At 45.5% G+C, this 23,233-nt stretch carries 21 protein-coding genes; 5 read left to right on the top strand and 16 right to left on the bottom strand.

Features of this window, described 5'->3' with window-relative positions; all coding sequences use genetic code 11:
- From G588_RS0111905 to G588_RS0111885, 5 genes are all read right to left on the bottom strand, one after another.
- Complete coding sequence (locus G588_RS0111905; protein ID WP_022778966.1) at nt 1-876, bottom strand: sugar ABC transporter permease; 876 nt, start codon at nt 874-876, stop codon at nt 1-3.
- Nucleotides 876-2,270 (bottom strand): carbohydrate ABC transporter permease, encoded by a 1,395-nt coding sequence (locus tag G588_RS0111900; protein ID WP_022778965.1) that lies wholly within the window; start codon nt 2,268-2,270, stop codon nt 876-878. Before G588_RS0111900 ends, G588_RS0111905 begins: the two co-directional genes overlap by 1 nt.
- 110 nt (nt 2,271-2,380) lie before the next feature.
- Nucleotides 2,381-3,709: an extracellular solute-binding protein gene (locus G588_RS0111895; RefSeq protein WP_022778964.1), complete on the bottom strand. Its 1,329-nt coding sequence runs from the start codon at nt 3,707-3,709 to the stop codon at nt 2,381-2,383.
- A gap of 174 nt (nt 3,710-3,883) precedes the next feature.
- Complete coding sequence (dprA, locus tag G588_RS20095) at nt 3,884-5,083, bottom strand: DNA-processing protein DprA (RefSeq protein WP_022778963.1); 1,200 nt, start codon at nt 5,081-5,083, stop codon at nt 3,884-3,886.
- On the bottom strand, nt 5,084-6,652 hold the full coding sequence (locus tag G588_RS0111885) for a YifB family Mg chelatase-like AAA ATPase (RefSeq protein ID WP_022778962.1): 1,569 nt from the start codon (nt 6,650-6,652) through the stop codon (nt 5,084-5,086).
- A 145-nt stretch (nt 6,653-6,797) separates the two neighbouring features.
- On the opposite strand from G588_RS0111885, the gene G588_RS0111880 reads away from it, so the two are divergent.
- Nucleotides 6,798-7,799 (top strand): acyltransferase family protein, encoded by a 1,002-nt coding sequence (locus tag G588_RS0111880; protein WP_022778961.1) that lies wholly within the window; start codon nt 6,798-6,800, stop codon nt 7,797-7,799.
- Nucleotides 7,800-7,825: 26 nt separating this feature from the next.
- Here the strand turns inward: G588_RS0111880 and G588_RS0111875 are convergent, their stop codons facing one another.
- From G588_RS0111875 to lepA, 4 genes are all read right to left on the bottom strand, one after another.
- On the bottom strand, nt 7,826-8,887 hold the full coding sequence (locus G588_RS0111875; RefSeq protein ID WP_022778960.1) for a type IV pilus twitching motility protein PilT: 1,062 nt from the start codon (nt 8,885-8,887) through the stop codon (nt 7,826-7,828).
- Nucleotides 8,888-8,980: 93 nt separating this feature from the next.
- Nucleotides 8,981-9,574 (bottom strand): 5'-deoxynucleotidase, encoded by a 594-nt coding sequence (gene yfbR, locus G588_RS0111870; RefSeq protein WP_022778959.1) that lies wholly within the window; start codon nt 9,572-9,574, stop codon nt 8,981-8,983.
- Nucleotides 9,575-9,643: 69 nt separating this feature from the next.
- Nucleotides 9,644-10,771, bottom strand: a complete 1,128-nt coding sequence (gene hemW, locus G588_RS0111865; protein ID WP_022778958.1) for a radical SAM family heme chaperone HemW — start codon at nt 10,769-10,771, stop codon at nt 9,644-9,646.
- A 17-nt stretch (nt 10,772-10,788) separates the two neighbouring features.
- On the bottom strand, nt 10,789-12,597 hold the full coding sequence (gene lepA / locus G588_RS0111860; protein ID WP_022778957.1) for a translation elongation factor 4: 1,809 nt from the start codon (nt 12,595-12,597) through the stop codon (nt 10,789-10,791).
- Nucleotides 12,598-12,799: 202 nt separating this feature from the next.
- Here lepA and rpsT point away from each other — a divergent pair, with 202 nt between their 5' ends.
- On the top strand, nt 12,800-13,063 hold the full coding sequence (gene rpsT, locus G588_RS0111855; RefSeq protein WP_022778956.1) for a 30S ribosomal protein S20: 264 nt from the start codon (nt 12,800-12,802) through the stop codon (nt 13,061-13,063).
- Between the two features lie 85 nt (nt 13,064-13,148).
- On the opposite strand, the gene G588_RS0111850 is transcribed toward rpsT, so the two are convergent.
- From G588_RS0111850 to G588_RS0111820, 7 genes are all read right to left on the bottom strand, one after another.
- Nucleotides 13,149-14,144 carry a putative ABC transporter permease gene (locus tag G588_RS0111850; protein WP_022778955.1) on the bottom strand — a complete coding sequence of 332 codons (996 nt, stop codon included), beginning with the start codon at nt 14,142-14,144 and terminating at the stop codon, nt 13,149-13,151.
- A 23-nt stretch (nt 14,145-14,167) separates the two neighbouring features.
- Nucleotides 14,168-15,127 (bottom strand): TIGR03943 family putative permease subunit, encoded by a 960-nt coding sequence (locus G588_RS0111845; protein ID WP_022778954.1) that lies wholly within the window; start codon nt 15,125-15,127, stop codon nt 14,168-14,170.
- A 3-nt stretch (nt 15,128-15,130) separates the two neighbouring features.
- Entirely contained in the window at nt 15,131-16,414 is a 1,284-nt protein-coding gene (locus tag G588_RS0111840; RefSeq protein WP_022778953.1) for a GTP-binding protein, read from the bottom strand.
- 80 nt (nt 16,415-16,494) lie between these two features.
- Entirely contained in the window at nt 16,495-18,360 is a 1,866-nt protein-coding gene (locus G588_RS0111835) for a hypothetical protein (protein WP_022778952.1), read from the bottom strand.
- Nucleotides 18,361-18,560: 200 nt separating this feature from the next.
- Complete coding sequence (locus G588_RS0111830) at nt 18,561-19,064, bottom strand: Gx transporter family protein (RefSeq protein ID WP_022778951.1); 504 nt, start codon at nt 19,062-19,064, stop codon at nt 18,561-18,563.
- A gap of 13 nt (nt 19,065-19,077) precedes the next feature.
- Nucleotides 19,078-19,461 (bottom strand): NusG domain II-containing protein, encoded by a 384-nt coding sequence (locus G588_RS0111825; RefSeq protein WP_022778950.1) that lies wholly within the window; start codon nt 19,459-19,461, stop codon nt 19,078-19,080.
- Between the two features lie 12 nt (nt 19,462-19,473).
- Nucleotides 19,474-20,448 carry a tRNA dihydrouridine synthase gene (locus G588_RS0111820; RefSeq protein ID WP_022778949.1) on the bottom strand — a complete coding sequence of 325 codons (975 nt, stop codon included), beginning with the start codon at nt 20,446-20,448 and terminating at the stop codon, nt 19,474-19,476.
- A 153-nt stretch (nt 20,449-20,601) separates the two neighbouring features.
- Here G588_RS0111820 and G588_RS20090 point away from each other — a divergent pair, with 153 nt between their 5' ends.
- From G588_RS20090 to G588_RS0111805, 3 genes are all read left to right on the top strand, one after another.
- Nucleotides 20,602-20,862 (top strand): hypothetical protein, encoded by a 261-nt coding sequence (locus G588_RS20090; RefSeq protein ID WP_022778948.1) that lies wholly within the window; start codon nt 20,602-20,604, stop codon nt 20,860-20,862.
- A gap of 138 nt (nt 20,863-21,000) precedes the next feature.
- Nucleotides 21,001-21,666, top strand: a complete 666-nt coding sequence (locus G588_RS0111810; RefSeq protein WP_022778947.1) for a hypothetical protein — start codon at nt 21,001-21,003, stop codon at nt 21,664-21,666.
- A 59-nt stretch (nt 21,667-21,725) separates the two neighbouring features.
- On the top strand, nt 21,726-22,784 hold the full coding sequence (locus tag G588_RS0111805) for a substrate-binding domain-containing protein (protein ID WP_022778946.1): 1,059 nt from the start codon (nt 21,726-21,728) through the stop codon (nt 22,782-22,784).
- Nucleotides 22,785-23,233 lie beyond the last annotated feature (449 nt).

Here is a 23,233-nt window from a genome sequence, read left to right as displayed (position 1 = left end):
TTAACCCTTAACCGCACCACCGGTTACACCTTCTACGTAGTACTTCTGAAGGAACATGAACAGAAGTGTTACAGGAATGGCGATAAGTACGCCGCCGGCGCAGAATCTTGTAAAGTATCCCTGATAGTCTCCGGTATTCATCCATCTGTACATGGAAACCGCAACGTTGTAACTCTTGTCATGACCGAAAGCCATGTAGGAAGCAAATACATAATCATTCCAGGGAGCCATGAATGCAACCAGGGCCTGATAGATAATGATAGGCTTACTCATGGGAATTGTCATGGTAAAAAATACTCTCGCTCTGGAAGCTCCGTCGATTCTGGCAGCTTCGTCAAGGGCCTTGGGAATTGTATCAAAATATCCCTTACAAATATAGTAGCCCATACCTGAACTTGCAACAGATACAAGAATAAGTCCGGGAACCGCTCCTGCCTGTGTAAGTCCGACCTGCTTCAGAAGGAAGTAGAGGCAGATCATGGTAAGGAAGCCCGGGAACATTCCAAGGATAAGCCAGAACTTCATAAGAAGAGTTCTGCCGTTAAATCTCATACGGCTGAGGGCATAGCTTACGCACAATACCACAATTGTCTGCAGCAGTGAAACAAAGAACGCAATTGTAACGGTATTCATATACCATCTTTTATAATTGGTCTCATCTCCGAGACAGAATCTGTAATTATCCAAAGAAAAATGCTTGGGAATGACATAATCCACAATTCCGCCGTATTCAACAGCAGGATTGTAGGAACGAAAGCTTCCCAGAACAATACCAAAGAACGGGAAAAGCCAGATAATTACAATTATTATCAGAAGCAGGTAGGAAAAAAAGTTGCTAACTGCCCGTTTTCTTTTCATTGAACTCTCTCTTGCCATTATTGGAATCCCTCCTCATCTTTAACTGACGGTAACATCCTGTAAACAGACAGTGAGATCACGGCTGTCACAATGAATACCATGATACCTATAACAGCTGCCATCTTATAGTCAGTGTCGTTGATGGTCATCTTATAGAGCCAGGTTACCAATAGGTCCGTAGCGCCGGCGCCGCCGGTGTAGCTCATAGACTTCGGTGCTCCGCCGGTGAGCAGGTAGATCACGTTAAAGTTGTTAAGGTTACCGGTGTAAGAAGTAAGCAGATAAGGACCTGTTACAAAGAGCATGTAAGGCATTGTGATGTGTCTGAACATCTGCCAGGGTGTTGCCCCGTCAATGCTGGCGCTCTCATAAAGATCTGCGGGAATGTTCATGAGAAGTCCCGTAGCCATCAGCATAAGGTAAGGAATACCGATCCAGATATTTACTACAACGATCGTCACCTTGGCAAGCAGCGGATCGGTCCAGAACGGGATCGCCGAGTCAATGATCCCCCATTTCATCAGAGTACCGTTGATGATACCTGCAGAATCAAAGAGCTTGGACACATACAAAAGGCTGACAAACTGAGGAACCGCAATCGTCATAACCAGACAGGTTCTCCAGAATTTCTTGAACTTGATGCCCTTTTTGTTGATCAGGATAGCTACTGCAATTCCAAGGAAGTAGTCTATGAAGGTTGCAAGAAGCGCCCAGACCAGTGTCCACAGAAGGACTCCTCCGAAGGTACGGCCAAATCCGCCCGTTCCAAAGGAGAACATGTTCTTGAAATTCTCAAATCCCACCCAGGTAAACAGCTTGGTGGGAGCCTGATGCGTGGCGTCATAATTGGTAAAGGCTACGCATATCATGAAAACAATTGGCAGAACAGTGAAGGCAAATACACCTGTCACAGGAAGTGCCAAAAGTGTTTTATCAAAGTTGGAATCAAAAAGCGACAGGAAGTCCGCTTTGCTTCCCGGCAGTTTCTTGCCGGATTTAAGAATCAGCTCCTCCTTCTGGTTATCCTTGATATTCTTGTACCAGCAAAAGAGCAGGAAAATAATGAAGAATAAAGCCAAAAGGCCGAATAACAGAATCAGGAATGAATGATCGCCGTATACTGTCTTACGGTTTTTCTTATAGGTCTCGATAGTTCCCAGGGTTCCAAGCTTAGAAAAATACTTGCTGCCAAAGGATGTCATAAACCATATAAACAGAACTTCGATGGAAAGATACATGCCGCCACGCAAAAACTGGCCACGCATTATCTGCCCGAATCCCATGATCAGATAAGAAATCTTTGTTCTCCAATCCCCCTGAACAAAGATTACCCCAATGTCCTTAAATACATTTCCCACCGCAGAAAAAAAGCTGCCAACAGGATTCTTTTTCGCCACAGATGTGTTACTCATATCGTTTCCTCCACAACGGAATGCTATAGTGCTTCTTTTTAAAAAACCGGCAGAAGGCAAAGCTCCTGCCGGTATATTTTTAATAAATAAGATAGTTCAAAGAATTCCTGTTATCTTGCTGCAGCAATCTTCTCCTGGAAGTCCTTAAGAGCTGCCTTAACGTCATCCTCTGATGCTCCCTGAAGGCCATTCTGTACATCGCCTGCAAGAGCCTCAGCGTTTGTCCAGTAGTCGCCGGGATACTGACCCTGAGGTACTGTGAATGCGAACTGCTCTGAAAGAGCTGAAAGAGCTTCGTCTGCCTTAACTGCATCATCAGCCTGAGCTTCAAGATTTGAAGGACCCCAACCTACTTCGTTGTAACGAGCAAGCTGTACATCCTTGCTTGTAAGGTAAAGAGCAAGTGCATCGCAAACAGCAAGCTTGTTCTCATCTTCCTGAGGTTTAACACCAAGAAGCTTGCAGCCGTTGAAGCCGCTCATCTGATATGTAGCGCCGTCAGAACCTGTGAAGGTAGGAAGCTTAGCACATGCATAGTTGTCGCCAAGGAAATCCTTAACTGTTGAAGCATCCCATGTTCCATCAATGATTGCTGCGTAGTTAACAGCATCACCTGCTGAAGAGCCGGGCTGGAATGCCTTGGAACCTGCAACCTCGATCATCTCGTTAAGAGCAACAAGGCCCTTGTCTGAATCGTAGTCAACGTTGCAGCCTGTGAAGTTACCGTCGTTGTCAGAATCATATGTAAGTGTGCAGCCTGTTCCGAAGAAGAAAGCTACCTGATACCAGCCTGTAAGATCCATGTAGAAGTTCTTGCCTGCTGCTTCGCACTGCTCAAGGATTCCCTCAAGAGTAGAAGGATCTGTTACAACGCTCTTATCGTAGTAAAGGAAATATCCGTTATCAGCTGTCATAGGATATGAGTAAAGTGTGTCACCAACTGTAGCAGCTACAACTGCGCCTGCAGCGTTCTGTGACTTGATGGCGTCAACGTTCTCGGGAGCTACTTCCTCAAGAGCACCTGCAGCAACAAGTCTTGCTGTCTGGTCCTGAGCGAATCCGTAGATATCAGCGCCTGCTGTAACGTCTGTGATCATATTGCTGGCTGCATCACCCTCACCTACAGCTTCAACAGTAACTGTATAGCCTGCGAACTGAGGATTGGCCGCGATAAAGTCTGCAACCTGCTTGTTAGTGAAATCAACAACTGCGTCTGCAACCCAGATCTTGATCTCGCCTGTGCCGTAATCTGTAATCTCTTCAGCAGTCTCCTGAACAGCCTCTGCTGTCTCCTGAACTGCTTCTGTTGTCTCCTGTGCTGTCTCCTGAACAGTCTCTGCTGTCTCCTGGACAGTCTGTGCTGCTTCCTCGCCGCAGCCAACAAGAAGTGATGTGCTCATTGCTGCTGCAAGTAAAACTGATACCAATTTCTTTTTCATATTATTCCCTCCATAAAAATTTCTTGGTTGCGCAACTTGCGCAATCGGTTGCTCTAATAAAAAGTGTATGACTTGTGCATTATTTTGTCAATTAAGCACTTTTGATGATATAACGTTTGCGTTTTTATACATATTGCACATTGACATTTTGTATCGGAATCGTTTTCGGTATCGTTACCGGAAACGTTTTGCGCAAGCGGTGCCACCCAGTATTTTCCTGTAATACGCGCCATCTTGAGCAATTTTGCCACTTCCCACCATGTCCATTAACCTTTGCATCAACTCCGGTATCGATATTACAACACCGTTTCCGGCAAGCTTATCAAGTATTGATGATGCTGTAGTAGGGATAATATCTATAGTTTCAAGGATTTCATCCTCTATAGTTAATACTTCTTCGTCAATATAATCAGTTTCCTCTTCTATAAGAGCGTTTTCGTCGTTTTTATCACTATTTCGTTTATTGTAGTCCCGGTTTCTTACTTCAAAGAGTTTTTCCAGGATATCCTCTGTCCCCAATACTATTCCCGCGCCCTGACAGATGAGCTGATTACAGCCGTCACTGAGCCTGTCGGTAACTCTTCCGGGGAGAGCCACAACCTCCTTCCCCTGTTCAAGAGCAGTATCGACCGTAATCTGGGTTCCGGACTTAAGCCTTGCCTCCACTACAACCACCACATCCGACAGACCGCTGATTATCCTGTTTCGCATGGGAAAGAAACCGGCTCTTGGCATGGTCCCGGGAGGATACTCAGAGATAACACCGCCATTTAGGCACAGCTCATCATAGAGGGGCTTGTTGTCATCCGGATAGCAGATATCAACGCCGCTTCCGACTATTCCGAAGGACTTTCCGCCGGCTTCCACAGCGGCCTTCTGGCTGATACCGTCAACTCCCCTGGCCATTCCGCTGATCACCTGAACTCCTGCGTGAGCAAGGCCTCTCCCAAGCTGCCTTGCCATAAATCTGCCGTACTCCGAACACATCCTTGCTCCGATTATGGCAACGCAGGGCTTACTGTCATCGGGAAGTTCCCCCTTAACATACAGAGCAAAGGGCGGATCCGGAATGTTCTTGAGCTTTTCCGGAAAATCAGGATCTATCCTAGGAATAAATCTGATCCCCAGCTTCTGTAGTTTCTCCCTTTCCTTGGCAAAATCCCAGACATTTCGGGATTCGACGAACTTCTTTGTCTGGGCCTTACTAAGAATTCCGCCCAGTTCCCTCTCATCCATCTCATATATCTCCCTGCAGCTTCTGCCGCCGCACAGAAGCTTGTCTATGGTTCCGCGGCCGATCGTCGGAACGTTGAACAGCCAGTGGGCATACTCGTTTTCGGTTATATTTACGTTTCTGTTTTTGTCTCGTATCATTTACTCCTCCTGCTGACGCCAGTACTTGCCGTCGGTCATACGATAGCTGAGTGCCTCCATCAGATGTAACTGTGTAATATTGTCGCATGCTTCTATATCCGCTATTGTGCGGGCAATCCTAAGGACCTTATGATAGGCCCTTGCGCTTAGTTCCATGGTGCAAAAAGCGTTCTCAAGAAAGCTCTTTTCCTTAGGGGCCAGAGCGCAGTATTTTTCTATGTCCTTCGGAGACATTTCGGAGTTGAAATTAAGGCCTGTGCCCGCAAATCTCTCCTGCTGCCTCTTTCTTGCCTCAAGGACTCTTTTCCTGATGGCTGCGCTACTCTCGTTGGCGCTTTTATTTCCCCGCGAGAGATCTGAAATATCCACCCTTGGTGCCTCCACGCAGATATCGATCCTGTCAAGGATAGGCCCGGAAATATGCCCAAGATATCGCCTTATCTCATTGGGAGTACATTTGCACTTGTTCCTGTCGGGATAATAACCGCAAGGGCATGGATTAAGAGCCCCCGCCAGCATGAAATCCGCAGGATAGGAAAAGGTCCCCTTGGTTCTGACTATGTTTATCTTCCTGTCTTCTATGGGTTGTCGCAAAAGATCCAGTTTTGCTCTTGAAAACTCAGGCATTTCATCGAGAAATAAGACTCCCCTGTGGGATAAAGAAATTGCGCCGGGATGAGGAATGCTTCCACCTCCAGTGAGTGCGGTCTCAGTTATGAGATGGTGCGGTGCCATGAAGGGCCTTGCTGTGATGAGAGCTTCATTCTCTCCCAGCATACCTGCCACGGAATAGATTGCAGATACTTCAAGACTCTCTTTGAGAGACAAGGGCGGAAGTATAGTGGGAATGCGCTTGGCTACCATACTCTTGCCGGAGCCCGGAGGTCCGATAAGGAGAATGTGATGGAATCCCGCTGCGGCTATTTCAACAGCTCTTTTTACCCCTGCCTGGCCATTGATGTCGGCAAAATCGAGCTTACTCTGCCTTCTCTCCCCTTCTCTGAATATCTCATCTATATCTACAACAGTTGGCGGGATATACTCATCGCGCTCCTCTTCATCCGCAGTAAGATAAGCTACCGCCTCCTGAAGGGACGAAACTCCGATTATCTTGATTCCGTCAATTACAGCTCCCTCCCTGGAATTGGCCTTGGGGAGAATAACGGTTCTATACCCCATCTCCTTGGCCTTCATTACAATGGGCAGGGTTCCCTTCACCGCCTTGATCTCGCCGTCGAGGCCAAGTTCTCCCAGCACCACCGTATCTTGGAGAGAATCCTCTGAGATCTCGCCAATGGCCGTCAGTATACCCACCGCCACAGGCAGATCCACCACAATTCCCTCCTTCTTGATATCCGCCGGTGATAGATTAACCGTTATCTTCGAGGGCGGAAGTTTGAATCCGTAATTTTTCAGAGCAACTCTTACTCTGTCCTTGGCTTCGCGGACCTCTCCGCTCATAAAGCCAACCATGTTAAAGCCGGGTAGTCCGTCGGAAACATCCACTTCTACCTGCATCAGATAGGAGGATATACCATGGACAGCTCCGGATACAATAGAACTGAACATCGCTGTATTCACCTTTCAATTTTAGTCATGGAAATAATGTCTGCCAGATATGCAAACACTTTTTTAGGTATTTATTTAGACAAAAATGCTGTTTGTTATTATAATTCATTATGTGAGAAAAGTCTAGATTAAAAGGGAGTTTTTTATGAGAGAGAAAATCAGCAAACACAGATCGGAAATCATGGCTATCTGCATTTTTCTGGTGTATTTTAACCATCTTTTCTATGAACCCGCCGAAGGTTCCATCGGCTTTATCATCCACAGAAATGCCATACTCGGAGTGGATGCCTTCATTGTATTGTCAATGTTTGGTCTCTACCATTCCTTTGAAAAAAATCCGATAACCAATCTTCGCACCTACTGGCAGTACCTTTTTAGACGAATCCTTCGTATCTACGTGGTATATGCCCCTGTAACGGTAATGTATATGCTGATTGATAACTGGAGCATCAAAGAGCTGGTTCGTAAGCTCCTTCTTATCGACCAGTTAACTCAGTCTATATATGTTCACCTGTGGTACATTCCCTGCATAATTATCTTTTATATATTTGCACCTTTTTGCTATATGCTGGTCAAGAAGGTCAAAAATGTTCCGCTTCTGACAGTAGCTCTGTCCGTTGCGCTCTACATTTTCCTCTTCACAGTGAACCCCACAGGCCTTATCAGAAGAGATATCAATGCGATACTTACAAGAATCCCGGATGTTTTCCTGGGCTTCATGCTGGCTACCTACGATGATTCACTCAGCCAAAAAACCAGGAACCTCTACGCGGTTCTGATAGCTGTAATGGCCCTGTTTGGAGCAGGACTTGTATATTATGAGATCAACTACGGATTCTTCGATGCCTTCCACGCCGACAATGTCATCCACAGTAACCTTCTGGTTTCTGCAATGATAGTTGTGCTGGCACTGATATTTGACGCCTTCGACAAGCTCAAGGCCACTGCCTTCATCAACAAGGCACTTGCCCTTATAGGCACGCTTACCCTGGAGATCTACTGTCTTCACGAATGGGTATGGAAATACATTAGCCCCATGGAGATCAAGCTTGGCAAAAGACACATTGCCTGCGCCATTATCATATTTGTGGCTTCAATGGGACTTAACAGAATTGGCAGGTTCTTTTTACAAAAACCTGCCAAGTAAAGAACTGCTATATATTTTTATAAGATTTATCTTAACATCTTCATCTGCATATTATCAGGATCCTGGGCAAACTGGATAGCCATTTCTCTTGATATCTTCTGATCCTTGTACATCTGGATGATAGCATCGTCCATGGTTATCATGCCCATCTTCCTGTTGGTCTGCATTATGGTTATAAGCTGGTGAGACTTACCCTCTCTTATGAGGTTCCTTACAGCGCTGTTGACGTGAAGCACTTCAAAGGCAGCATGTCTGGTAACCCCGTCATTGGAGGGAATGAGCTGCTGGGAAATGATGGCTTCTATTACGCTGGCCAGCTGAATCCTTATCTGTTGCTGCTGATGAGGCGGAAATACATCGATCAGTCTGTCTACGGTATTGGATGCTCCGATGGTGTGAACCGTTGACAGCACCAGATGACCTGTCTCTGCAGCTGTGATCGCTGTACTTATGGTCTCAAGATCTCGCATCTCTCCCACAAGAATTACATCCGGATCCTCACGAAGCGCCGCCCTGAGGGCATTGGCGTAGCTGTTGGAATCCGTTCCGATCTCCCTCTGGTTAACAATCGACATTCTGTGCTGATAGGTAAACTCAATCGGGTCCTCAAGGGTTATTACATGAGCCTCCCGGTTGTTATTGATCATATCGATTATCGAAGCAAGCGTAGTGGATTTGCCGCTTCCGGTAGGTCCGGTAACAAGAACCAGGCCTCTTTTCCTGTTATACAGGTCGATGACGGTATCCGGAATTCCCAGACTGTCAGCGGATGGGATCTGAGTTGCCACAACTCTGAAAGCCATAGCTATAGAACCACGCTGTCTGAACACATTGAGTCTGTATCTTCCAACGCCGGGGATTGAAAAGGACATATCATGCTGTCCGTTCTCCTCCAGGTGTTCTCTTTGCTTCTCGTTCATGACTTCATCCGCGATCTGGCTTGTATCCGCAGGAGTCATCTTCTCATATTTGTCCATGGCAACAAGCTTGCCATTGAGTCTCATCTTGGGCGGAAGACCTACTGTGATATGTACGTCCGAAGCACCGTTGTCTTTAGCCTCTCTTAGGATATCCTCGATTCTTGACATGTATACCTCTCACTCATCATGCATAATTAATCTTGCCGACTGAATAAAGCCTCAGATTAATTATGGCGCTTACAAGTGCAAAAATCAACTGTATTAAGTTAATTCATCTAAAGTATCTCCATAGGGGCCAAGGAACTCATTTACAAAGTCCAAAACCTCAGGAAGCTCCTGGTAGAGGCTCCTTATGGATTTCTCAGTGCTCTCTTTGGCTGTTCTGAACTCGGTATTTCCTGCGCTTACCTCAGCCATGCACTTGATAAGAGCCGAGAGCTTGTCTGCGGCCTTTACCAGTTTTCTCATATATGCCTCATTAGGGCCCATATCTCCCTTGAATATCTTCTCGTAGGAAGGTCTGAGATCCTTGGGGAGCTTATCAAGAAGCTTGTCATCGGCAATGGCCTCAACCTCCTTGTAAGCAGCCTTGAGCTCCTTGTTAAAATATTTGACGGGAGTAGGCATATCTCCGGTGATTATCTCGGAAGCGTCATGATAGAGGCCCACAAGAGCAGCTTTGTCCGCATCCAGATTCTTGCCGTATCTGACATTTCCTATGGTGCAGAGCGCATGCGCGATCATGGCAACCTCCATGGAATGCTCGCAGAGATTCTCAGGCCTTGTGTTGCGCATAAGAGCCCATCTCTCTATATATCTCATTCTTGATATCAATGCAAAAAAGTTGTAATTCATACCTGTAACTCCCTTTATAAACGATAGCACTTAATCTTACTATCAGAAAATGATTTAATCAATAGTACTTTACAATAAAAAGTCAGCCATAACGGTATTGCTAACATCAAGCCCCTTGTCGGTAAGACGCAGCCACCCTTTTTGCAGCTCAAGAAGGCCCATTTCCCTGTACCTGGAAATAACATCTCCGTAGACCGCAAAAATATCCTTGCCAAACTGCCTCTCAAATTCGCTGATGCTGATTCCCTCTACAAGACGAAGCCCAAGGAACATGAACTCTTCCATCTGAGCTTTGACATCAAGTTCTTCCACGTTTTCTCTGACTGAATCCGGATTCGTACTGTTCTGGATGTAATCCTCCACATTTCTTGTATTGTTCCATCTTCTGTTATCCACCATAGAAGCTGCGCCGATTCCAAGTCCCAGATACTCACCTCTTGTCCAGTAGACCTTGTTGTGTGAGCACTCATGGTCTCTGCCAAGGGCATAATTGGATATCTCATATCTGTGATATCTGTGCTCTTCAAGAAATCTCTTGGTCTCATGATACATGGCCCTGTCCACTTCCTCAGAGGGAAGATCCAGCTTCATGTCATAAAAAGGAGTCCCCTCCTCGATGATAAGACTGTAGGCAGAGATGTGCTCAGGTCTTAAGCTGACTACTTTTTTGAGGGTATCCATATAGGAATCCAGGCTCTGCCCCGGAAGAGCGCTCATCACATCCACGTTGATATTGCTAAAACCGGCCTTCCTCGCATTCTCGAAGGTCTCATAGAAGGCCTTTTTGTCATGGGCCCGCCCGATAGCCACAAGCTCGCTGTCGTTAAGGGACTGGGCTCCTATGCTGATCCTGTTAAAGCCTGCCTGTCTGTAATTGCACAGTTTGCCGTATATTGCCGAAGCGGGATTGACCTCTATACTGATCTCAGCGTCGCTCCTTATGCGAAAGTTCCCTGCGACCACGCCTAACGTCTCACATATCAGCCTGCTGTCAACAAAAGAAGGTGTTCCCCCTCCGAAGAACACCGACTTTATTTCATAATCTCTGAACTTATCAGCACATGCCTCTATCTCCTTTACCAGAGCGCCGAAGTATCCGTCGATCAGTTCCGGCCTTGCGTTAAAGGACAGGAAATCGCAATACAGACACTTCTTGACACAAAAAGGAACATGCACATAAATAGACAACTGTTTCATAGCTGATCTCTTAATATTTAATCTACGCTGTCAAGCTTAAGGACGCTTAAGAATGCTGACTGGGGAACTTCTACGTTACCGATCTGACGCATCTTCTTTTTGCCTTCCTTCTGCTTCTCCAAAAGCTTCTTCTTACGTGAGATATCACCGCCGTAGCACTTGGCAAGAACGTCCTTCCTGTATGCCTTGACGGTCTCTCTTGCTATAACCTTGCCTCCGACAGATGCCTGGATGGGAATCTCAAACATATGCCTTGGGATCTCATCCTTGAGCTTCTCGCACATCTTGCGGCCGCGCTCATATGCACCCTCCTTGTGAACGATGAAGGACAGCGCATCCACTTCTTCCCTGTTGATAAGAATATCCAGCTTGACAAGATCGGACTTCTCATAGCCCTTGAGCTCATAGTCAAAGGATGCATAGCCCCTTGATCTTGACTTGAGGGCATCGAAGAAATCATAGATAATCTCGTTAAGAGGAAGCTCATATTTAAGGATTGCTCTTGTCTGCTCAATGTAATCGGTACTTAAGTATTTGCCTCTTCTCTCCTGGCACAGCTGCATAATGGCTCCCACATAATCAGTTGTCACCATGATCTCACCGTTAACGATCGGCTCCTCCATATAATCGATCTCGGAAGGATCCGGCAGATTGGTAGGGTTGGTAAGATCAAATACGGTGCCGTCGGTCTTATGTACCTTGTATACAACGGAAGGCGCTGTGGTCACCAGGTTAAGGTCATACTCTCTCTCAAGTCTCTCCTGGATTACCTCCAGATGGAGAAGTCCAAGGAAACCTGCTCTGAAGCCAAAGCCCAGAGCCTGAGAAGTCTCTGGCTCATAGAAAAGAGAAGCATCATTGAGCTGAAGCTTTTCCAGTGCATCTCTTAAATCCGAATAATGAGCGGAGTCTGCGGGGTAAAGTCCGCAGTACACCATAGGCATAACCTTCTTGTAACCGGGAAGGGCCTCCTTGCAGGGATTGGCCAGATCCGTTACGGTATCACCTACGCGGGTATCCTCGATATTCTTGATTGATGCGGTAAAATATCCAACTTCACCGGCAGTAAGTTCATCACTTGCGATAAATCTTCCCGGTCCGAAATAGCCAACCTCAACAACATCCGCCTCAGCGTCGGTTGCCATGAACTTGACCTTCATTCCCTTCCTGATAACACCGTCTCTTACTCTGACAAATACGATAACTCCTCTGTAGGAATCATAGATACTGTCAAAAATAAGTGCAGTCAAAGGCTTGGATACATCACCAACCGGAGCGGGGATCTTCTCAACAACCGCCTCCAGAACCTCCTCAATACCGATTCCGTTCTTGGCTGAGATAAGAGGTGCATCCTGGGCCTCGATTCCGATCACGTCCTCAACCTCGTCCTTGACTTCCTGGGGCATTGCGCTGGGAAGGTCTATCTTGTTGATGACCGGAAATACGTCAAGGTCATGGTCAAGGGCCATATACACATTGGCAAGGGTCTGGGCTTCAACACCCTGTGTGGCATCAACCACCAGAATGGCTCCGTCACAGGCTGCAAGGCTTCTTGATACCTCATAACCAAAGTCAACGTGGCCGGGGGTGTCTATCATGTTAAGGATGTATTCCTGACCATCCTTAGCCTTATATATCATTCGCACAGCCTGAGATTTGATGGTGATTCCTCTCTCACGCTCGATATCCATGTTGTCCAGCACCTGATTCTGCATCTCTCTGCTGGTAAGGACACCTGTCTTTTCGATCATTCTGTCGGCCAGGGTTGATTTGCCGTGATCGATGTGTGCTACTATACAAAAATTTCTAATCTTACTCTGATCCACTTATATTTCCTCAATCTTATAATTAACTATTTTTTCCAACAACCTATAATAACATGACGGAGCCCAAAAATCCATTATATCTATTGACAGTTTGCGCAATTTCATCTAGAATAGACAGAGTATGTAGCATTAACTGTCCGTGTCCGGCTTAATGCACACACAAACATAATTTCAATTTTTCTAGTATAAATCGGAGGTAACTATGGCAAATATCAAATCCGCTAAGAAGAGAGTTTTGGTAAATAGCAAGAAGGCTGAGAGAAATCAGATGATCAAGTCAGCTGTTAAGACAGAGATCAAGAAGGTTAGAGCAGCTGTTGAGGCTGGTAACAAGGACGAGGCTGCTAAGGCACTCCTTGCTGCTACATCTGCTATCGACAAGGCTGAGTCAAAGGGAATCATCAAGAAGAACACTGCTTCAAGAAAGGTTTCCCGTCTTGCACAGGCTGTAAACAAGATGGCTTAAGCTTTTACTTTTTAATATTTTTGATAATAATAAAACCTGATGTCTTCTCACCGGCATCAGGTTTTTTGTTGTTCTTTATTATTTCTTATTTGTCGATTCTGCTCATTACCTTTTCCTTAAGTTCATCCATACTTATTCTGAACCTGGAGGTAATTGTCGGGTTGCCTGCGATTGTGCGGGCCTTGTACCACTCAAAAAATCCCTTCACCGGCGGAGGTGTCAGCTTGGACATTATAACTCTGTACTTAACATAGAGCTCTGCAACCTCTTCTTTGGCCCCTTCCACGTAGGAAGAAGGATCCAGCTTGATCTTTTCCCTGACACTTGCAAAGGTTCCCTCAAGGGTGCTGCTAAGGACATCGAGTCTGCTGCTTATTCCGGAGGTAATGGCCTGGGCCTTATTTCCAATGCCGCTTCCAAAGTTAATTGCGGTATTAAGGGTTCCGGAGGCGGTATTGCCTATGCCTTCTTTGACATCTTCGCCCTTAAAGGCAATGATAACGTCAAGACGCTTCTGCATTCTCTGGATCTCAGCCTTGGCCTTCTCCATATACATCAGAACATCGCGGAGTTCCAGAGCTGTCTTGAAGGCAATCATGAAGTCGCAGCTGATATATATTGTCAGAACCAGAGTAACAACAGTCAGTATGTTATATGGTATGGACAAGAGCAGTTTTTCAACCGGTATCTGCAGGTAGTGGGAAAACACAACGGTACAAACGCCCCAGAACAGCGTTGACTCAAGGCAGGTATACCCTTTGAAATTGAACTTCTTGTGGTGGTAATCCCAATATCTTACGTTAAACAGGGTCTCCATGAGAATGCCCGTTATAAGCTCAAGAAGCGTGGCGCCGAGACACCCTGCCAGATATACCAGAAGCACATTGTCGTAAAAGGGCCTTGATACCACCAGCATCATGACTCCGCCGCAACCATATAAAGGAATAAAGGGGCCTCGCATGAAGCCCCTGTTAACCAGTCTTTTCTCTAAAACCGAAACATACAGTGATTCCCATATCCATCCCAAAAAGCTGTAGGAATAGAAAAGAAACATCCACTGAAGCGGAAGATAATTAAACATATAATTCTCCTGAGATCAGATTCTTACTGCTGAGGATTGGAAAAATCTATTACCTGATTTTCAGGCTCTGTGGTCTTCTCCACTGAAACAGCCTTGAGAACGGGACCTTCGCCCTGGTATTCAGCAACATACTGCTTCTCAACCTTGGCGGTAACGAGAACCCAGTCCTTCTCATTAAGCTCTTCTGTCTTGTCATATTCGCAGGCAAAGCCCAAAAACTGCATATCCTGAGCACAGCAGGTCATAGCCATTCTTCCGGGAACGAATCTGTTCTTAGGGAATTCCTCGGGCTTAAGGACCATGCCTTTGAATCTTACAGTCTTGCCTTCATATCTCTCAACATGATCAAGAGCATCAAGATAGAACATACCATAGCCGTAATTGTTAAGATCTATCGGGTTGGCATTTAAATCAAAAGGAAGATCCTCGTCAAGAGTAACATCAACTTCGCCGTTCTTGTCCTCGAAGATGATATCTGCCTTCTGATTGATTGCCTTGACATTTCTCTTATAGGATGCAAGATCCTCTATACCGTCGCAGCGGTTAAACAGAATAAGATCGGAATTCCTGATCTGCTCTGCAAGAAGAGACTTCATATTGCTGAAATACAGTTCGAAGCTGGAGGCATCGATGACTGTTATCTGCTGCTCCAGATTCCACATTACAGGAAGCTTCATGTTCTTGAAGTTCCACATACCGTTGTATTCCACAAGGATTCTCTCGGGATTGTGCTTGGCATCAAGAGCAATGAGAGTGTCAGGATTGAAATCCTCTTCGTCCTCGATCATCTCGATAACCGTATTGGTTGATTTAAGGAGCCTGTCCTCATAATCATTCTCGCCCTCTTCACATACTATAAGAAGGGTCTTGCCCTTGGTTCTGAAATAGGGCTGAGCGATGGTATATCTGAAAAAATCAGTCTTACCGCTATCTAAAAAACCATTGATTATATATACCGGTTTCAATTTACTTCTCCTTATCATAGCTTAAAGTCTGCGGAACAGCTTCTCAAGGTTCTCTTCCTTAAGCTTAGATCCGATAACGCAGAATTTACCTGTTACATCAGCTGCACCCTTACGGACATCAGCCTCTCCGGGAACATAGTCAAACTCTATCCAGGAGCCGTCTGTTGATGGAACAACACCCTTGGTACGAAGAACGATACCATAGGTCTCTTCGTCCTCAAGCCTTGCAAGCATGGACTCAATCTCCTCAGCTGTATATTTAAGGGGAGTCTCCATACCCCAGCTTGTAAATACATCGTGAGCAGCGTGATCATGATCGTGGTGATGATGCTCGTGCTCATGCTCATCATCGTCATCATCATGATCGTGATGGTGGTGATGATGCTCGTGTTCATGCTCATCATCGTCATCATCGTGGTCGTGATGGTGATGGTGATGCTCGTGTTCATGCTCATCATCGTCATCGTCATGGTCGTGATGGTGATGATGCTCGTGTTCATGCTCATCATCGTCATCATGGTCGTGATGGTGATGGTGGCAGCTGCACTCCTCATCGTCACACTCATCTTCATCGTGGTCGTGGTGAGCGCTGTATACTACTGAGCCATCCTCTGCAACGGTCTTGTGTGCACCATGGTGATGATGATGGTGATGATGCTCTTCCTGCTCTTCCATAACAAGCTTAAGAAGCTCAGCTTCCAGATCATTGTTGCCCTCGAAGGTATCAAGAATCTCTTTACCTGTAATCTGATCAAGAGGAGTTGTGATGATTGTTGCCTTGGGATTGTGCTGACGAATAAGCTCTACAGCTGTTTCAATCTTGGCCTGATCAGCCTTGTCTGTTCTTGTAAGGATAATTGTGCCGGCGTTCTCAATCTGATTGATGAAGAATTCGCCGAAGTTCTTGATATAAACCTTAGCCTTGGATACATCAACAACGGTAACTGCGCTGTTAAGCTCCATATCAGCTGATCCGTCGGCGATGTTCTGAATAGCTCTCATAACATCGGATAACTTGCCTACTCCTGAGGGCTCGATGAGGATTCTCTCAGGTGCATACTGTTCCATAACCTGCTTGAGGGAGGTCTCGAAATCACCCACCAGTGAGCAGCAGATGCAGCCTGAATTCATCTCGGTGATCTCAATTCCTGCTTCCTTAAGAAAGCCGCCGTCAATACCGATCTCTCCGAACTCATTTTCAATAAGAACTACTTTTGTTCCTGCCAGAGCTTCCTTGAGAAGCTTCTTTATAAGTGTCGTCTTTCCTGCTCCGAGGAAGCCTGAAATAATATCTATCTTTGTCATATGTATACTCCATTCTGCACAAACATCTGTGCTATATCTACTACAACAAAGTATATTCTATAGCAGCCCCTGAAATAATGTCAAGGTTGCGGATTTTCCCCGCCGTCAGGCCCCTTTTCATCATTTCCTACTTCGGTGTGGATAAATGTCGTGGCCACAGCCTCAGTGACAACCTGGCTGTCACCATCAGTTTTACCGGGGGCATCCTGTACATTTTCATTACTGTTATCTTCGCTGCCGCGAGTAGCTTCTCCACCGGCCGCTTCTGTTTCACCGAGCACGGCTTCATTGCCCGAAATAACTTCACCATCAGTTCTTGCTTCTGCCACCGCTGCTTCTTCATCCTCAGGAGTCAGCACATCAGCGGGTCTTACTGTGGGTTTGTGGGAATCATACTTGATGCGGGCTTCTATGATCTGGCCATTCAGATAACCACAGCTGCAAGCGTATACATCTGCCTGATTGCCGAGACTACAATTTGAAACTGTCACCTGCTTGGAGGTTACAGACTGTCCGTTTCGCTTCTGAATATCTGAATAATCTCTTGTTGTTTCCGCATGGGAAGGATTGGTGTTTACAAATGTAGAGCCGCAATAATTGCAACGATAGTTATAGTACTGCTCACTGTTTACAGTATAGGCAGCCCCGAGATTATCAACACTTGTACCGGTGGAGTAGGTATATACCGTTACCTTTTTGTAGCACGCAGATGTATGCTGATGCTTCTTAGCCACGGTAAAACAGCCTCCATGCCTGTCTGCGGGCACTTCTTCTCCTTCATATTTATTGCCGTTTCCGTCGACATGATAATGTCTGATATACTCAATCTCTCCCTGCATCTGGGTTGTATCTATGCTGGAAATAGCCTGGCTTAACTCATAGAAGCTGGCATCCTCACTGACAGTTACGCCTTTGGTGAGTAAGGCGGATGCCAGTTGTTCTTTGCCCTTACTCACAGATTGAAAAACCTCATCAAGCTTGGTGTTTACCGATCCGATCTCTTCTTCCATATAGGATTTGAGCGATCCTATATCCGAATCCATTTTGGCATTCTGAGAATCGATCTTGTTAACCACGGTCTCATTATAGCCGGATATGGTCTCCTGAAGGCCGCCGAACTTGTTATCTACATTATTGTTAAGTGCGGTGATCTTGCCGCCGATATCCGAACTAAGTGCCTGAATATCGCCTCTGAAGGCATCTATGGCCTCCTTGTCTTTGGCCTGCAGATCCTCGTTCATCTTGTCAAGCTTGTCAATGATAGCATTGTACTTGGCAGTCAGATTATTGTTTATCTGCGCATCTCCGTCATTAATTTCTTTTTTGAGTTCCTCTGTCAGAGCGCGGTTATCTTCCTGAATCTGCGCATACTGCTGCTTGATCACGGAGAGATCTTCGCTTATCTTATCAAAGCCCTCGGCGATTAGTTTCTTGTTATCCTGATCCCCGGCGATGATGAGCTTCTCGACCTCCGTGATCTTGTCATTAGTCTTCTCAATGCTGGAGTGAATCTCCGATACGGACTTATCGAGACCTATTATCTTCTCTGTGATGGTGCTCTTAATCTCGCTGGTAATGGTCTCTGTGTTGTTTGTCTCCGAATCATTAGTCTCCTTACTGCTTATTTTCCTAAGTTCCCTGGTATCCTCGCAGATTGAGTCGATGCCTTCCTTGTTGTCGCATACCAGCTTGTCAAGCTCTGTGAGATACTCATGAATCTCATCCAGCTTCTCCCTGGTCTGTTCGTTGGCTTCCATGCCTTTTTCCCCGTACTCCTCCGCAACGCTGGATGCAACCACAGGGGTGCTAAGGTAGATGAGTCCGCCGCACAGTATCAGTGCGATCAGTACCGCAATGGCCACCACTACAGTGTCATGTCTTTTCAGCTTTTTTAAGAGCTGCTTGATTGAATTGTTCTGTTTTCCGAATCTCTCTTTCAGTTTCATTACATACCCTTTCTTCCTTGCGCGGCATATGTATGAAAAGCCCCAAAAACAGACACCACAACATATGCAGCGAATATTTGATAAAAAAGTGAAATATCAGCAGGAGAACTCCTGTGATTTGTACCAGCTGAATGCTGATGAGAACATATTATACATAAAAAGAGTAAAATGCAAGAAAGTTTTGAAAGTTCACAAATAATTCAAAAATCAGATTTACCCACAGGGATTCTGCGGATAACAAGAGCACCTATGATTCCGATGACAAATCCGGACAAAATTCCGCTTAACCACAGAACGGGAAGATACCAGAAAATTGCCTTTGTATTCAGAATAATCATCGCCATGATTATCTGTCCAAGATTATGGCAGAGTCCTCCTGCGATGCTGACTCCCGTCGCCGAAAATCTGCCAAGCTTCTTAAGAAGTATCATTACTATAGTGGCAAGCATGCCTCCTGCAAGTGAAAAGGATAAGCTCATGGCATTGCCGAACAGAAGCGCCACTGCTACTATTCTCACGAAATTAATTGCCAGAGCTCCTTTGTCACCAAGGATATAAAGAGCTGCAAGAACAGCAATATTGGTAAGCCCGATCTTAACTCCGGGTACAGCAACAAAAGCCGGTATCTGAGACTCAACAAAGCTAAGTATCATCGCCAGTGCTGTCATCACTCCATATAGCGCAAGTTTGGATGTTTTCCTCAAGTTCTAAATCCCCTTAACCTACAATAGTATCGTATTCTTCGCTCTTTTCTTTTCCCCGTATCTCCACAGTAACCTTGTTGGGAAGGCAGATTATGGACTGCCCGGCTCTGCTTATTTTGCCCATGTGAACACACAATAGATCCGGGCAGCTGGCGTCACTAAGATAAGCCTGACCGCCTTCTATTACCAGCAGGTTCCTGCCTCCGCCGGCGCCCTCTATCTCATAGGTTGTGTCCACATCAAGAGGAAAAGCTGCAACTTCCTGTCCGTCAACGGACACTACCACCTCTGCCCCTGCCTGCCTCGTCAGGAATACAATCAGAGTTATGACAGCCAAAACAAAAAGCAGTCCTCCCAGGAGAATTATGTCATTTTTACGAATAAGCTTTTTTTCCACCTTAGCTCCGAATCACTTTGCAAAAAAATTATTAACCGCAGCGAAATACTCGCCCTTACTGCGGGATTTCCTGATGGCCTTGAGTTCCTTTTCCTTGCCTTCGAACCTTCCGGCAAGAAAAGCCCAGTGTTCAAGCATCTTGAAGATAACATTTCTCTCTTCGGGAATGTACTCGGCAAAGCCATAATATAATTTTTCCAGATATTCCTTGAGTTCTTCGTTTGAAAGAAGTTCTCCGCCTCTTAGTTCTCTTGCAAGGGCGGGGTTCTCCATTATTCCGCGTCCCAGCATGACTGCATCGGAGATATCCGCAATCTCAGCAATTATCGACTCATCGCCGGAGGACAGGATGTTGCCGTTGTAGCACACAGGTGCCGCTCCGCCGCTCTCACGGTATATGCTGACAGCTTTTTTGTAGGCGTCTACTCTGGGTTCGCCCTTGTAGTAGTCTTCTCTTACTCTGGAATGAATGGTCAGTTCACTGATCGGATATTTGGCGTAGATCTGCATGAGTTTCTCTGCCTCATCTTCGTCGTAAAACCCGAGCCTTGTCTTGAGCGAAATATCAACACCGCCCTCATCGTAGGGCTGCAGTTTCCCAAAAATTTCGCCAAGCATCCAATCCAGGTATTCTGTATCCAGAAGAAGGCCCGCACCCTTGTGCCTATTGACCACAGTGGGAGCAGGGCATCCAAGATTCAGATTAACCTCGTGATAGCCCAATTTTTTCATCTCAACGGCGGCCCAGCAGAAGGTGTCCGGTCTCCCCGCCATTATCTGAGCACATATCCTGTCCTTATCCGATTCAAAGGCGGGACTGTTCTCAAAGAGGGCATCCCTTTTTTCCCTTTTCTTGAAATGGAAATTGTGGGTTGCCGTAATAAAAGGTGTATAGTACTTGTCTATACTGTCGCCGAACATACTGTTATGAATATTTCTCAGAGGATAAAGAGTTATCCCCTCCATAGGTGCAAAATAAAATTTCATCTTCAAATTCTCCTACCTTAAGATACAACGAACGCATAATATTCACAAATTAATTTTAACTATTTTTAAGGAAATGTAGTATAATGAATAAAGCTTTTGTGAAAGAAATATTCACGGAATAGCAAAAATCAGAGAAAAGGGATTGAGGGAATTATGAGTCAGGAAAAAATAGACGCTTACAAAAAAGAAAAAGCAGGTCGTAAGGAAAGAATCGAGAAGCAGAAAAAGAGAAGAAAGATTGCCAAGATCATCAGCTGTCTTGCCGCTGTTGCAATTGTTGCAGCAATCGTTGGTTCTATTGTCTACAACAAGGTAGGTAAGAACGATGACGCAGCTGCAGCAGATGCTTCAACAGAAGCTATCTCAACAGAGTATGTTGATGATACCGCCGCAGAGGCTTCATCTGCTGAATAATATCAGGCAGAAATAACCGGATAATGCAAAGAGCAAAGGATATCAATTCTTTGCTCTTTTTTTATTTTTGCAAACTATCTATATTTAGTTAATTGATGTAAGATAATATTGAGAATATCGCATTTTTTGGAGGCCTGAATGCACGAAACCACCCGCCTGTCCTACGAAGAAGGAACCGTAAATATCACATTGAATTCCGAAAGCCTGTATGAGATAGCTCCTCCTGCCTACAGGCCTGCCGACTATGACAATCTGGTGGAGGCATGCTTTACCAAAAAGGAGCTGGAGGCCATTTCAGGCGGTCAGACTGCCGACCTTAGTCTGAACCTTGCTATATCCGAAGATATCTCTGATGAATTTCTCAAGCAGCAGTTAGATGCCGCCAGACAGAAGGAAGAAGCCTCCCTGGGTAAACTCTCAGAGGGAATGTATATCGAATTTTCCGCTGAAAAAACCGCTCCCGGCAGTCCTTCCGAAAGTCTCAGCGCCCTCTCGGATGATGTTTTCATTGAAATAGACGTACCCTTGTATCTGATCTCCGAAGAGCGCTCTTACTGGATCATGGTAAGCAATATGGGGGAATACGTTCTTTTACCGGATCTTGACCCTGAGCCAGACTCAATCACCATTTCCACTCATAATCTGGGAACCGGCATCATACTGTATCAGGACCCTCTCGATTCGCTTGCTGATAACTCTGAGACAGGCTCCCATCCCAATATAAGGCATTTTTTATTTGCAGGAATAATCCTGCTTCTTGCGCTGTGGATTTTTCTGACACATTTACATAAAAACGATATGTAATATGCTTGTTTTCTGCTATACTAAAATATGTTTTTCAAAAAATATGACAGAGGTTTAGCATGAAAAATAGATTTCTTGTCCTTGCAGGTCTGATAATGGTCCTTGTTCCCACTCTTATGGGATGTTCCTCCGGCTCAAGTCTTTTGGGCAGGGATGAAGCTATCATCGACAATTCAGACAGTGCGGACTTGTCAAATAAAAGAATCGGTGTCCTTATTTATCAATTTAGTGACGATTTCATGTCACGCTTTTCCGAAGAAACAGAGAAGTATCTTGATAGCCTTGGTTTTTCCAAGGAGAACATCACCATGCTGGATGCGCTCAACAACATGGATACTCAGCTTGAGCAGGCACAGCAGCTTATTGATGAAGGGTATGATGCTCTCATCGTCAACCCGGTCAATGTAAACGTCGTTCGTCCCATCACGGATATGGCCTCTGCTGCCGGTGTTCCCGTCATCTACATCAACAGAGAACCGGAGGCTTCCGAGGAAAGCCGCTGGGAGGATTACAACCTCAACATGACCTATGTGGGCTGTGATGCCAGACAGTCCGGAATCTATCAGGGCGAGCTGGTCTTAAGCCTTGGAGAATCCGCTGTAGACAAAAACGGCGATGGCTCCGTCAAATACTACCTCATTGAGGGTGCTCCGGAAAACATAGATGCAAGATACAGATCCGAATACTCAGTAGCCACCATTGCCCATGAGGGTTGGAATATGGATTGCCTCTACACAGGTGTCGGCAACTGGGACACAGCCACAGCAAGGGAGCTTGTCGCCAAGGCCCTTGTAGCCCACCCGGAAGTTGAACTGATAATCTGCAACAACGACGCCATGGCAATAGGCGCCATAGAGGCCCTTAATGCCGCAGACATTAAGCCCGGTCAGGACATATTGGTAGTGGGTGTTGACGCCCTCCCCCAGGCTATCGAATATGTAAAAGACGGATCTCTCGTGGGAACAGTTTTCAACGACTATATCTCACAGTCCCACAATGCTGTAGACGCCGCTGTCCGCTATATCACAGGCGAAGGCAACAAGCATTATATAGGCTGCGACTATATCAAGGTTAACAGGGAAAATGCTGATGAGATTGCTGAGATTGTGAATAAATAATTGGGAACGTTTATTGGAATGTATAAATCTCCAAGCCGAAATCGGTAAACAGTATACTTTTGCACTTTTTTGAACTGATAGTTTACGTCTATTCCTCTAATTATGTAAATAAGACGTAGTAAAAAAATCTCGTTACGTCTTATAATGCAATTTTCTGTATGAGACGTAGCGGTCCCACAGAAATTCAAAATTACTTACGTCTATCTGCATAATTCATTGAGTAAGACGTAATAATTCTGCCTGCCTTTTCACTTCCAAATCAGATTTACGTATTTATACATTTTCCCCCAATATAGACGTAATAAAAAACTTAGCACGCTACTTCTAATAAGTAAAAATGGGATTTTAGACGTAATGCCCGGAAAGGACTACGTCTGTTTAGATAAAAACTCTAGATGATACGTAATTTAACCGGATAATCCAGCCATAAAGTATCAATGAGTACCAAT

The organism is Butyrivibrio sp. AE3009 (assembly GCF_000420845.1).
GTDB lineage: Bacteria > Bacillota > Clostridia > Lachnospirales > Lachnospiraceae > Butyrivibrio.
The sequence above is the reverse complement of the archived record's forward strand: the minus strand, read 5'-3'. Positions and strand labels throughout refer to the sequence as shown.